The 13,427-nt window shown below is 31.3% G+C and carries 14 protein-coding genes; all 14 read left to right on the top strand.

Features of this window, described 5'->3' with window-relative positions; all coding sequences use genetic code 11:
• Positions 1-32: 32 nt before the first annotated feature.
• The 14 genes from C5Q98_RS02845 to C5Q98_RS02780 all read left to right on the top strand — a co-directional run bounded on the left by C5Q98_RS02845 (position 33) and on the right by C5Q98_RS02780 (position 13,266).
• Positions 33-1,373: a glucose-6-phosphate isomerase gene (locus C5Q98_RS02845; protein ID WP_106012218.1), complete on the top strand. Its 1,341-nt coding sequence runs from the start codon at positions 33-35 to the stop codon at positions 1,371-1,373.
• Positions 1,374-1,421: 48 nt separating this feature from the next.
• Positions 1,422-2,354, top strand: coding sequence for a 16S rRNA (adenine(1518)-N(6)/adenine(1519)-N(6))-dimethyltransferase RsmA (gene rsmA, locus C5Q98_RS02840; protein WP_106012217.1), 933 nt, complete (start codon positions 1,422-1,424; stop codon positions 2,352-2,354).
• A gap of 28 nt (positions 2,355-2,382) precedes the next feature.
• Positions 2,383-4,131 carry a phosphoenolpyruvate carboxykinase domain-containing protein gene (locus C5Q98_RS02835; RefSeq protein ID WP_106012216.1) on the top strand — a complete coding sequence of 583 codons (1,749 nt, stop codon included), beginning with the start codon at positions 2,383-2,385 and terminating at the stop codon, positions 4,129-4,131.
• A gap of 58 nt (positions 4,132-4,189) precedes the next feature.
• The gene (gene dut / locus C5Q98_RS02830) at positions 4,190-4,708 is read left to right on the top strand and encodes a dUTP diphosphatase (protein WP_106012215.1); all 519 of its coding nucleotides are present in this window, start codon (positions 4,190-4,192) and stop codon (positions 4,706-4,708) included.
• Positions 4,709-4,805: 97 nt separating this feature from the next.
• A complete protein-coding gene (gene tsaD / locus C5Q98_RS02825; protein WP_106012214.1) occupies positions 4,806-5,861 on the top strand; it encodes a tRNA (adenosine(37)-N6)-threonylcarbamoyltransferase complex transferase subunit TsaD in 1,056 nt (351 codons plus the stop codon).
• A gap of 10 nt (positions 5,862-5,871) precedes the next feature.
• Positions 5,872-6,345 carry an SsrA-binding protein SmpB gene (gene smpB, locus C5Q98_RS02820; protein WP_106012213.1) on the top strand — a complete coding sequence of 158 codons (474 nt, stop codon included), beginning with the start codon at positions 5,872-5,874 and terminating at the stop codon, positions 6,343-6,345.
• Between the two features lie 14 nt (positions 6,346-6,359).
• On the top strand, positions 6,360-7,703 hold the full coding sequence (locus tag C5Q98_RS02815) for a M18 family aminopeptidase (RefSeq protein WP_106012212.1): 1,344 nt from the start codon (positions 6,360-6,362) through the stop codon (positions 7,701-7,703).
• A 42-nt stretch (positions 7,704-7,745) separates the two neighbouring features.
• On the top strand, positions 7,746-9,359 hold the full coding sequence (gene rlmD, locus C5Q98_RS02810; RefSeq protein ID WP_106012211.1) for a 23S rRNA (uracil(1939)-C(5))-methyltransferase RlmD: 1,614 nt from the start codon (positions 7,746-7,748) through the stop codon (positions 9,357-9,359).
• A gap of 155 nt (positions 9,360-9,514) precedes the next feature.
• Positions 9,515-10,033 (top strand): ClbS/DfsB family four-helix bundle protein, encoded by a 519-nt coding sequence (locus C5Q98_RS02805; RefSeq protein ID WP_106012210.1) that lies wholly within the window; start codon positions 9,515-9,517, stop codon positions 10,031-10,033.
• A gap of 37 nt (positions 10,034-10,070) precedes the next feature.
• Positions 10,071-10,334: a hypothetical protein gene (locus C5Q98_RS07790; RefSeq protein ID WP_007894970.1), complete on the top strand. Its 264-nt coding sequence runs from the start codon at positions 10,071-10,073 to the stop codon at positions 10,332-10,334.
• Between the two features lie 226 nt (positions 10,335-10,560).
• Complete coding sequence (locus C5Q98_RS02795) at positions 10,561-11,178, top strand: SAP domain-containing protein (RefSeq protein WP_106012209.1); 618 nt, start codon at positions 10,561-10,563, stop codon at positions 11,176-11,178.
• A 184-nt stretch (positions 11,179-11,362) separates the two neighbouring features.
• On the top strand, positions 11,363-11,743 hold the full coding sequence (locus tag C5Q98_RS02790) for a GntR family transcriptional regulator (protein ID WP_341457369.1): 381 nt from the start codon (positions 11,363-11,365) through the stop codon (positions 11,741-11,743).
• Positions 11,743-12,618, top strand: a complete 876-nt coding sequence (locus C5Q98_RS02785; RefSeq protein ID WP_220271408.1) for an ABC transporter ATP-binding protein — start codon at positions 11,743-11,745, stop codon at positions 12,616-12,618. The genes C5Q98_RS02790 and C5Q98_RS02785 overlap by 1 nt, the downstream gene beginning before the upstream one ends.
• A gap of 3 nt (positions 12,619-12,621) precedes the next feature.
• Positions 12,622-13,266, top strand: a complete 645-nt coding sequence (locus tag C5Q98_RS02780) for an ABC-2 transporter permease (RefSeq protein ID WP_106012206.1) — start codon at positions 12,622-12,624, stop codon at positions 13,264-13,266.
• The last annotated feature ends 161 nt before the right edge of the window (positions 13,267-13,427 follow it).

Raw genomic sequence — 13,427 nt, 5'->3', positions numbered from 1 at the left:
TTATATTTTGATTAATAATTTGGAGGAGAAAAATGCTTAAATTTTCTTATAAAAATGCTTTGAATTTTTTTAGAGAAGAAGAAATTAAATTATTAGAAGACCAAATTAATATTGGTCATAAGAACTTAGAAGAGAAGAAAGGTCCTGGTGCTGAATTTACCGGATGGACAGATTTACCTGTAAATTACGATAAAGAAGAATTCTCAAGAATTCAAAAAGCTGCAGAATACGTTAAAGAAAATGCAGATGTATTTATTTGTATTGGTATAGGTGGTTCATATCTTGGTGCTCAAGCTGCTATTGATGCTTTGTCAAATCACTTCAGCCTAGGTCTAGACAAAGAAACTCGTAAAGCTCCACAAGTAATCTTCTGTGGTAATCAAATTTCTGGTAGATATCTTGAAGAGCTATTGGAATATGTTAAAGATAAAGAAATTGCATTAAACGTTATTTCTAAATCAGGTACTACTACAGAACCAGCTATTGCTTTCCGTGTTTTCAGAAACTATATGGAAGAGCGTTATGGAAAAGAAGAAGCAAAGAATAGAATCTTTGTAACTACAGATAAACAAAAAGGTGCGTTAAAAGAATTATCAAACCAAGAAGGTTATGAAAGCTTCATAGTTCCAGATGAAATTGGTGGTAGATACTCAGTATTAACTGCTGTAGGTCTTTTGCCAATTGCTGCAGCTGGAATAAATATTGAAGAATTAATGCAAGGTGCTGCAAAAGGTATGGAAACTTTCTCTGTAGAAAACATTGAAGAGAATCCTGCTTACCAATACGCAGCAGTTAGAAATGCTTTATACAGAAAAGGTTACGGTACTGAAATTCTTGTCAACTATGAACCATCACTAAGAAACTTATCCGAATGGTGGAAGCAATTATTTGGTGAAAGTGAAGGAAAAGATCAAAAAGGTATTTTCCCAGCTTCTGTAAATAACACAACTGACCTACACTCAATGGGTCAATTTATCCAAGACGGTAAACGTGACTTGTTTGAGACTGTTATTTGGATTGATTCAGCTAATAGCTCATTAGAAATTCCAGAAGATGAAGCTAACTTAGATGGATTAAATTACTTAGCAGGTAAAAATATGCATGAAGTTAATGAAAAGGCAATGCTAGGAACAGTCTTATCACACGTAGATGGTGGCGTTCCAAACCTTAAAGTATCAGTTGATGAATTAAATGCATTTACTTTAGGTGAGTTAATTTACTTCTTCGAACGTGCTTGTGCAATCAGTGGATACCTAAATGCTGTTAATCCATTTGACCAACCAGGTGTAGAAGGTTACAAGAAAAACATGTTTGCCCTACTAGGTAAACCTGGATTCGAAGCTGAACGTGCTGAGTTAGAAGCTAAACTATAGTTTCTAGTTTACTAAGTTTGCAAAAATAAATATACAGGAGGTTTTAGCATGTATGTCTCAGAGTTTTATGACTTTAATAAAGGCAATTATGATAAAGCCTCCTTTTTAAATTTACTTAAAGAATACGACATTGAAACCAACAAAAAGTTTGGTCAAAATTTCATCTGGAATTTAAATCTTTTGCAGAAATTTATTAATAAAGCTGGAATTGATGAGCACTATGAAATATTAGAAATCGGTGCAGGTGCTGGTACTTTGTCTTATGTTTTAAGTAATAGAGCTGCCAGAGTATTGTCAGTAGAAATCGATAGAAATTTAGAAGCGTTGTTAAGTGATGTTGCAGAACAGGCAAAAGCTGAAGACAAGGATCTTGATTTTATCTTTGCAGATGCAAGTGAACTTGATTGGCAGGAAATTTATCCAGTTGATACCAGTAACAAACTCGCCTTAGTTTCTAATCTACCTTACAATTTGACCAGTACATTAATAGCCAAAGCTATCAGAGAGTTCTACCATGCAGATAAGATGCTTCTCTTAGTTGAAGATAATGCTGCTCCAAGAATCCTGGGGAAAGCAGGAGATGGCAAAACTGAGAATACAAACCAAGGCTTTTTAAGCAAGTTAATTAGTGTTTACGGAAAATCTAAGTCTTTACTTAAGGTTAGTAAAAATAATTTTTATCCAGCTCCTAGAATTAATTCAGAATTAATTTTATTAGAAGCTAATAAAGAAAGTTATAGCTATAAAATTTTAAGTAAATATAGTCATGAACTACACAATCTTTTGAAATTAGCTTTTAGCCAAAGGAGAAAATCTTTGAGTAACTGCCTAGAAACTAATGTTCCAAAAGGAATTGTTAAAACTTGGATAGAGGGCAAAAACTTAAAACCTAATATACGAGCTGAAGAAATCTCTGCAGACGATTTTGCTGAGCTATTAGTGTTCTTAACAAATAATGGTATTAATTTAACTGATATATAAACACGGGGAATATTTTAACGAGGCACAAATGAACATTACAAATCAATATATAATAAATTGGGTGCAGGATATCGCTAGAATCACACTACCTGACTCCATCTATTGGGTTGATGGCTCAGAAGAAGAGAGACAAAGGTTAATAAGTAGGGGTGTTGAAGAAGCAAGTATCTTCCCAATTAATTCAAAATCTTGGAATAATTGTTATCGATATATTGATGACAGTATTAATAAAGAAGAGATCAAGAATAATTCATATTATTGTAGCGACTCAGCAGAGCAAGCCCTACCAAATTTTAAGTGGATGCAAAGCAAGAAAATGCATTCCCAAATAGAAAACATTATATTTGGATCTATGAAAGGAAAGACAATGTTTGTTGTTCCGTGCATCTTAGGCCCTGAAAACACACAATTTCTTCGTACTGGTGTTCAAATTACAGATTCAATTTATGTTGTTTTAAATCTTCTGATGCTAAGTAGAGCCGGAGATACTGCCTGGAAGCAGATTTCTGATTCTAATAACTTTTATAAAGGACTTCATGTTACTCAAACTGAACCTTTACATAAACCAATATATGCTGTCTTTCCTGAGGAAAAATCTATTTATTGTGTTAATACTACAAATATCACTCAAGCTGTAATGAATACAGTTCCATGGGGAATAACTCTAAGCAACTTAGAAGATAATATAGAAGACTATAAGAATTCTAATAATTTACTTGCGGCACATATGATGATTCTAGGGGTAAAAACTCCAGAAAATAAAACCTATTACATTGCAGCTGCTAGCCCTAGTTCAGGTGGTAAGTCAGAACTCGCAAAAACAAAGGTTCCAGAAATCCCAGAATATGAAGGTTATGAGACTTTCACAGTTTGTGACGATATTGCTTGGTTACATACTAGTCCTGACGGTAGATTATGGGCCATTAATCCTCAGACTGGATTCTCATACGCCTTAAAGGATATCAATGAAAACCATTCACCCGAATTATTTAGTGAAATAAAATCCAATGCATTATATTCAAATATTGCTAAAGATCAATTTGATCAACCTTGGTGGTATGGCAAAAATTCGGAAACTCCGAAAATGCTTAAGGATTGGAAAGATCAAATAGTTTTAATTGATAAAGACACTAATCTGAAAAAACTTAGCCCTAATGCAAGAGTTACGATCGAGGCAAATTTAAACAATAGCTTAGTTTTTACAAGTGGAGTACCATTATCAGCTATTTTATTCCTCACCAAAAGTAGAAATAACGTACCAATAATTAGTGAAGCGAGATCATGGGCTGAAGGTGTTTTCTACGGAGCTAGTTTAAATAGAGAAAGTGAATTTGGTCGTGAGTTTAATCCAATGGGCGTATATCCATTTCTTGCAGAAAAACTAGAACACCATCTAGATACTTGGTTAGATTATGAAGATAAATTAGAGAATCTTCCAAAAACTTATCTAGTTAATTGGTATAGAATCAATGAAAACTCTAATTATATTTGGCCGGGTGGTTCAGATAATTTTAGAATTATTGAATGGATTATTAAGAGAATTGAGAATAAAGTTGAGACTGAAGAAAATTTCTTTGGTTTGGCACCTTTAAATACTGATATTAACTTAAAAGACTGTGTAATATCTACTCAAGCTTTCAAAGAACTTTTACAAGAAATTGATTTAGAGCTAGCAGAAGATAGATTTGAGAAATCAGTAGAGTTTCTGGAAGAACAAGGAAATATTCCAGAACGTATAAGTGCTACAATTGATAAATTAAGATTATACTTTGAGTAAGATGAGTAGAATGAATAAAATTTTTTAGAAGAATAGAATTTTAATAAAAGAGGAATTTATGGAAAAAATTAAACTAGAAATTAAGAAAATATTAGATAATGCAAATCTCCCTTTTTATGCAAACTATGGCGATGCTGGTATGGATCTTACTGCAGCAGAAGATATAGTAATACAGCCAGAGGAATCAGCGTTAGTTAGAACTGGACTAATACTTAATATACCTTTAGGGTATGAAATACAGGTGAGACCGAGATCAGGACTTTCCTTGAAAACACGACTAAGACTACCAAACTCACCTGGAACAATTGATTCAGGATACAAAGATGAACTAAGAATAATCGTCTATAATGCTTCACCATTAAGTTCTAGCATTGATGAAGATGGTAAAATTAGACAACTAGATTTAAACGAAAAAGATAATAGAGCAGGATCCTATAGAATTAAAGCTGGCGATAGAATTTGCCAGATCGTGTTATCTAAGCATGCAACTGCTGATAGTGTTTTTGTTGAAGAATTTACCGAAGCTAATCCTCATGATAGAGGTGGTGGTTTTGGTAGTAGCGGAATTAGTTTATAATATAACGACGTTATAGTATTAAGGTATACATAGTATTAAAGTATACAGGTATAAAAATATACATAATATTAAGTGATAAACATTAGAAGGAAATTAAATGATAGTATTGGGGATTGAATCATCTTGTGATGAAACAGCAATGGCAATTGTTAAAGACGGACGTAAGTTAGTATCTTCAGTTGTTGCATCTCAAGCTGATTTACATAGTAAATTTGGTGGAGTTGTACCTGAAATTGCTTCTAGAGAGCATATTAAGGCTATCACTCCTGTCTTAAAAAAAGTTTTAGATGAAGCGAATATGAGCTTAGATGATATTGATGCTATAGCAGTTACCTATGGTCCTGGACTTATAGGAGCTTTGTTAGTGGGAGTTTCATATGCCAAAGCTTTAGCCTACGCTAGTGGTAAACCACTTTATGCAGCTCATCACATCGCAGGTCATATATCTGCTAACTTTGTAGCTTTTCCTGAACTAGAGCCCCCATTTATGTCCCTAGTAGTCTCTGGAGGTCATAGCCACATTATTCAAATAGATGATTACACGGACTATAAGATTATTGGTAGAACTAGAGATGATGCTGCAGGAGAAGCTTTTGATAAAATTGCTAGAGCTATAGATTTAGGCTATCCTGGTGGTCCTAAGATTGATAAAATCTCTCAAGGAGCAAATAGCGAATGGTTACAATTTCCGGATAGTCATCTGAGTGGAAATCAATTAGATTTTTCTTTCAGTGGAGTAAAGACAGCGGCTCTTAACTTAATTAATCAAATGGAAATGCAGGCAAAAAAAGATAATATCGATGTTTGGGATAAGTTCTCAAAGGCTGATTTTTGCGCATCATTCCAAAAAGCTATAGTAGATGTATTGGTAGAACACACAGTTAAAGCAACAGAAACTGCAGGTTTAGACAAAATAGTTATTGCTGGTGGAGTTGCTGCAAATAGCTTATTACGATCAAGCTTTACTGAGGCGTGTTCTGAAAAAGGGTGGAAATTCTTTGCACCACCTATGAAATATTGTACTGATAATGCGCTAATGATAGCTTCTCTAGGAGGATTTATGATCCAGGCAGGATATGAACCTGTTGATATGAATCTAGATGCCAAAGCAAGTTTAGATATTGAAACTTTTGCTTCTATGAAAAATAAATAATGGAGAATTTATGGCAAAATCAAGTGGTATAAAAATAATAAGTGATAATAGAAGAGTAAGACATGACTATTTCATTCTGGAAAGTTTTGAAGCAGGTGTTGCTCTACGTGGTACGGAGGTAAAATCTTTACGACAAGGGAAAACTTCTTTGCAAGAAAGCTACATAATAGTAAGAAATGAAGAAGTTTACATAACGAACTGGCACATCCCACCATATGAGCAAGGTAATATTTTTAATCATGATGCTACCAGAACTAGGAAATTATTACTACATAAACGAGAAATTAAAAAACTAGATGAGAAGAGTAGACAAGAAGGGCTGACAATAATGCCTGTTAAAGTTTACTTCAAAGACAGTAAAATTAAACTTGAAATAGCATTATGTCGTGGTAAAAAATTATACGATAAGCGTGAAACTACAAAGAAACGTGATATAGATAGAAAAATTGCAGAAGCGAGTAAGAGAAGTAAAGATAGTTATTAATAAAGGAGTTTATAATGTCAGATTCAGAAAACACAAACAAATCAAATATTGATTTCAAAACAGAATTTCCACAAGCTAAAAAGAGAATTGATGCATTATTTGAGTTCGTAGATAATTCACCCACAGCATTTCATGCTAGTTTAAATGAAGCGAAAGAACTTGAAAAATATGGCTTTACAAAGTTGAAATGGGAAGATGAGTGGAAATTCAATCCTGGAGATAAGTATTATTTAATTATCGGTGGAACAACTTTCATCTCATTTATTGTAGGAACTGAAAAAGCTAAAGGTTTCAAAATCATTGGTACACACAATGATTCTCCAACTTTGTGCATTAAAAACAATCCTGAAATGAAGAGTGAAGGCTTGAAACAATTAAACGTAGAGCCTTATGGTGGTCTTGTTTATAGAGGTTGGTTCGATAGACCATTATCAGTAGCTGGTAGAGTTTTGCTTCGTGGCGAAAATAATAGTATTAAAACTGAAATAATTAATGTAGAAAAAGATCTAATGATTATTCCTAGTTTAGCTATTCATATGGATAGAGCTATGAATGAAGGCTATAAGATTAGTCCACAAAAAGAACTTAAACCTGTGTATGCAATGGATAGCGATGAGTCTCAGGACTTCATAGATTATATTGCAGAGTATTTAGGTGTAGAAACTGATGAGATTCTTGACTATGATCTAAGTCTTTATCCAAGAGAAAATGGTACTTATATTGGTATAAATTCTGAGTTCTATTCATTAGGTAGATTAGATAACCTACTAATGACACACCAAGCTTTAACAGCTATAGCTGAGAGTACTGATACCAATATCTCATTCCATAGAATTTTCGTTTCCTTTGATAATGAGGAAATCGGAAGCCAGACAGGAAGAGGAGCAGACAGTGCATTATTTGCTAACTTCTTGAAACGCTTAAATATTGCCTGTGGTGGAAGTGAAGAAGATTACTATAGAAGTTTAGCTAATTCATTTATTATCTCAACTGATGTCTCTCACGCTGCCCATCCAAATTACCCAGAGATGGCTGACCCAACTAATAGACCTAGATTAAATGGTGGTCCTGTTCTTAAAATTGCAGCAAGAAAATCATATAATACCACTGGTGAAAGTGCTGCTCGTTTCAGACTATATGCTGAAAACGCCAACGCTCCTGTACAGTGCTTCTATAACCATTCAGACAAACTTGGTGGCTCAACCATTGGACCACTTGCTGAAGCACAAACAGCAATACCTGGTGCGGATATTGGAATTCCTATTTTATCCATGCACAATATTAGAGAAATGGGTGGTGTATTAGACCATGAATTCTCTATAAGAATCATGAAAGAATTCTTCGCAAGTGAATATTAATTATATTATTTGGGAAGATAACAGAAAACGAGCACATAAATAATGCAAGAAAAAGATTTAATAACAGTAAAAATTTCAGATTTTACTCAAGATGCAAAAGGAGTAGGGCACATTGATGGCTTAGCCGTCTTTGTGCCTTATGCACTTCCTGGAGACACAGTTCTTGCTCAAATAAAAACTATTAAGAAAAGATATCTAGAAGCTGAATTGATAGAGCTTATCAATCCAAGTTCTGAAAGAAGAAATTTAGTAGATCCAAATTCAATAATCTGTGAAGCCGCACCTATAATTAATTTAAATTATTCTTCTCAAATAGCCTGGAAGCAAAAGCTTGTTGCTGATCAACTCAGAAAGATAGCCAAACTTAACATTGAAGAAAATTCTATCAAAGTCAATGAAAATCCATTACATGAGCTACATTATAGAAATAAAGTTAATTTAAAATTTGATGATAATGCATATATTTCAATGAGTAGGAGAGGCAGTAATTTTTTAGAGAGAATAGATGGCCATCCTTTGTTCCAAGATTCCATAAATGAGTTTATTTATGAATGGAATAATTCTTATTTATCTGAGTTAAAACTTGGTGTGTTAAGTGAAAATATCAGCGAAATAGTCATTAGAAGTAATTCTTTTGGTGAGTTAATGTTAAACTTTTTCGTTGTGGACATTAATAGCAACACTAAAGAAATATTAACTGAACTCTTGCAAATTAATCCTAATATTAAGGTGCTAGCACTTACTGAAGATAAAGGAAGACACTCTTTTAATAATAAAACAGAATATATTACAAAAGAAACTGAATTACAGGAAAATATTGCCGGTATAAGTTTCTCATATGGAGTTCATACATTTTTACAAGTTAATAATCATACTTTAGAAAATATCTATAGAAAATCAGAAGAGTTTTTGATTAATAAAGATTCTGGTCATTCAAAGCAAAATCTATTAGATCTATATTGCGGTATTGGAATTAATTCTATTTTCCTAGCTCAAAACTTCCAAAAAGTTATTGGTGTTGAATATGTCAAAAGTTCGATTGAAGCTGCCAAAAAGAATGCAATAAATAACCATGCTAATAATGTTGAATTTTTCGTTGGAAAGGCTGAGGACTTAATTGAAGATTTGGTAGCTGAGCATGAAATTGATAAAGTTTATGTTGATCCTCCGAGAAAAGGCTTGGATATTGAAGTAATTAATTGTATTGTTTCGAGTTCAATTAATGAGGTCTTGTATATGTCTTGTAATCCAGCAACTTTAGCGAGAGATTTGGGTGTTTTTCTTGAGTCTGGATTTTATGTTAAAAATATTGAGATTATTGATCAGTTTCCGAATACTACGCATGTGGAGACGGTAGCACTTTTGTCCAAACTTGATGTCGATAAGCATATAAATATTGAAATTGAGCTGGATGAGCTTGATTTGACAAGTGCTGAAAGTAAGGCAACATATGCTCAAATCAAAGAATATGTTTGGAATAAATTTCAATTAAAAGTTCCAACATTATATATTGCACAGATAAAAAGGAAATGTGGAATAGAATTACGAGAACATTACAACAAGTCTAAAAAGGAGAAACAAATTATTCCACAGTGTACACCTGAAAAAGAAGAAGCCATTATGGATGCCTTGAGACACTTCAAAATGATTGAATAGAAAAGAATGGCAGCATATGACTTTCTGCATTTATTACATTCCTACTTGGTATAGGAACAGCTATTATTCCTTTCTTGCAAGGTATCAATTAGAAAATAGGCTCAATATAAAGAATGGTAGGATAATATCTATATATAAACCATGGAGGTAGGCATATGAGGTCTTATGAAAGTAAGGAAGAATTAAAAAATGAGATAAAGAAAACTTTTGAAAAATATATTTCAGAGTTTGATAATATACCAGAAGAACTAAAAGATAAAAGACTAGAAGAAGTTGATAGGACACCAGCAGAAAATCTTGCCTATCAAGTGGGCTGGACTACTTTAGTATTAAAATGGGAAGAAGATGAGAAAAAAGGTATAGATGTTAAAACACCATCAGATAAATTCAAGTGGAATCAACTTGGAGAATTATATCAATGGTTTACAGATACCTATGCTAATAAATCGTTAAAAGAACTAAAAGAAAAACTCACAAAAAATATAGAAGATATTTATCTTTTGATAGATGAATTAACAGATGAAGAATTATTTAAACCACATATGAGAAAATGGGCAGATGAAGCAACCAAAACTGCTACTTGGGAAGTTTATAAATTTATCCATGTAAACACAGTAGCACCATTTGGAACATTTAGGACTAAGATTAGGAAATGGAAGAAATTAGTTCTATAGATAGAAAAGTATAAATAAGTTTACTTAGGAGGATTTTATGGCAGTTGCAAATATCAAAGTTACATTAAATTGCCCGATAGAAAAAGTATGGGATAAAGTTACTGACCTTCGTGATTTTGGTTGGAGGAGTGATATCAAAGATATCAAAATTATTGATGATAAGAATTTTGTAGAGATTACAAAAGATGGGATAGAAACAAATTTTAAAGTTATAGAATGTATGAAACATCAATGCTGGTCTTTTGAAATTGAAAACGCAAATATAAAAGGAACTTGGATAGGAAAATTTTATTCGAATTGAGATAAAACAACATTAGATTTTACAGAAAATATTATTTCTAAAAAATTTACATTTAAACCTTTTGTAGGACTATATTTAAGAAACCAACAAAAACTGTATTTTAAAGATTTGAAGGAATCACTTAATTGTGAAGAAGCAAGTCATGTTCAAGTGTTATGAAAATAATGAAATAGATAAATTGGAGTAGCCTATTCATATATTTAGATCTTTTCGAAAGGATAAAACAATGATAGAAGGTAGACCTAAATTTGATAAAATCACATCGTTTGATGAGTTTAATAAATACTATTGGTATCGTGAAGAACTTTCACAGATATGCAAGTTATTAGGATTAGAATATAGAGGTACAAAACAAGAACTCACTTATATTATTCAGCAGTACTTTAAGGGTGATGTGATTAAAAAGTCATCAATAAAAAACATAAAGAAACAAGTTGATTATATTACTTTAGATATGCCTTTACTTGAATGTGGATTTTCCTTTAATTCAAAATTCAGAGAATATTTTTCTGTTGTAACAGGTGTTTTGCCTTTCAAATTTACTGCAGATATGGCAACGGCTTGGAGAAAAGTGAAAAGACAAAATGATTTGAGTTTTACAATTCAAGATATGCTCAAAGTTTATTATGGAAAATCAGATTATGCTAAGTATAATAATTCGGTTTGTCAATGGAATCAATTTTTAAAGGATTTTTGTGCAGACGAAATTAGTTGTAACTACTCTAATAAAATACAAGTAGCTGCAATTCTTTGGAAAGAAGTCAGAGATTCAAAAAACAAAAAAGTTTATTCACGAGAACTTATAAAAAAATATGAGGATAAAATAGAAGACTATCACAAGTAAACAGAAACTATTTTTTTGAATGAAAAAAATTAATACAGATAGATGTTAGGCGTTAGAAATTAAAAACTCTATCGTCTTTTTTTATACTCAAAATTAGAAAATTAAGGGAGTTGAAAAAAATTTTTATTGGTGGTATTATTAAATCAACAAGTACACATAAGTACACTTCTGGAACAGGAGGTGCATTATAAATATTATTATAAATACCGATTCTAGCGAACCGATTTATGAACAAATCGAAAATCAGATAAAAAAACAAATTATGAATGAAGATTTAAAAACTGGAGATTCTATACCATCTATGAGAGTCTTAGCTAGAAATCTTAAGGTAGCTGTAATTACAGTTCAAAAAGCTTATGAAAATTTACAAAAAGATGGATTTATTGAAACTATTCATGGTAAAGGCAGTTTTATATCAGCAAGAAATATTGAATTACAAAAAATAGAAACATATAAAGAAGTGGAAGATTTAGCAAAGAAAATTGTCAAGAAAATACAATCAAGTTCAATTTCAATAGAGGATTTGATAGATTTAATAAAAAAGATATATGAGGAGGGGCAATGATGGATTCATATGAAAATAAATTAGCATTAAAGGTATCTGGATTAAATAAAAAGAATAAAACAAATGATTTTTCTTTGAAAAATATAAATATTGAAGTACCTTATGGATCTATTGTAGGAAATATAGGGAGAAATGGAGCAGGGAAAAGTACTACTATTTCTTGTATACTTGGAATGTTTCAAAAAGATGATGGAAAAGTAGAGATATTTGGCACTGAATATTGTAATCAAATAGATATTAAAAAACACATAGGTGTTGTTTTAGATGACCCAAACTATTCATTATTATTAACACCTAATGAGATAAATGAGGTAATGAAATTTAATTATAGTAATTGGGAAGAAGATAGTTTTAAAAATTATTTGAATCGATTTAATTTGCCAATAAACAAGAAAACTAAGCAATTTTCATTTGGAATGAAAAAAAAGTTATCGTTGGCTATTGCATTGTCTCATGAAACAAAACTTCTCATATTAGATGAAATTACTTCAGGGTTAGACCCAGTAAGTAGAGATGAGATTTTATGTATATTATTAGAATTTATAGAAAACCCAGAACACTCGGTATATATATCATCACATATTACAACAGATTTGGAAAAAATAGCTGATTATATAGTTTTTATGGATAATGGTAAAGTCGTGTTGAGCGAAGAAAAAGATGAATTGTTATATAACTATGGGATACTTCGTTGTAATGATACGGATTTAGAAAAAGTCGATAAAACAGACATAATTTCATATAGAAGAGAATTTGAAAGGGCAGATATTTTAGTAAAAGATATATCGAAGATAAAGAATAAGTATAAAGAATTTGTTGTGAATAAACCAAATTTTGATGAAATGTTATTAATATTAACAGGGAAGGAGGACTAATATATGAAAGGTTTGTTGTTAGAAATATATTATAAAAACATTAAAAATATTTTTATAATGAATGCATTTTTAATTTTAGTATGGATTCTAATAAATTTATTTGCTGACATACAAATGATTGTTTTTGCGTATTTTGCAGTAGTAATCTTCGCTAATAGTTTATTGCTACTTTTATCTCAAAGAAAAGATTATGATTTAAAATTATATAAATATGAATTCATGTTACCAATAAAAAGTAAAAATATAATACTATCAAAATATGTAAGTCAAGTAGTTATTATTCTCTTCTCTATATTGATGTTGATTATTTTGAATTATATATCAATTTATCTTGGTAAGCATTATTTTGATTATGGATCTTCAGACTTAATATCTTTGTTAAATGTTCTATTAGGTCTTATATTACAATTAGTATCAATCTTCTACCTAGCCATGTACTTTATTGATTTAGAGAAAGGTGACTTGTGGATGGTTTTAGGCTTGATTGGGTCTATAATGCTAGTATCAATAGAAATATTTACATTAAATAGACTTGGATTTTCTAAGTCAGGAGGAAATGTTGCACTTTGTGTAATATATTTGATGCTATTTATAACATCATGCGTATTGAACTCAAAAAGAATGGAAAATCTAAAATTAGATATTTAGGATTAATGATGATATATCTATATTAGATGTTAGGTATAGAATTAATGAGTTTAATAAGTGATTATATTAAGATTCAGAGTTGCTGAAACTAAAATATGGTCTTGTAGCAAAGAGATAAAAACTTATTGAATTAGAAAATATTAAAACGTGGATATTTTAGG

The sequence above is a fragment of the Fastidiosipila sanguinis genome (assembly GCF_002998295.1).
Taxonomy (GTDB): Bacteria; Bacillota; Clostridia; order Saccharofermentanales; family Fastidiosipilaceae; genus Fastidiosipila; species Fastidiosipila sanguinis.
This window is presented reverse-complemented; position numbering and strand designations above follow the sequence as displayed.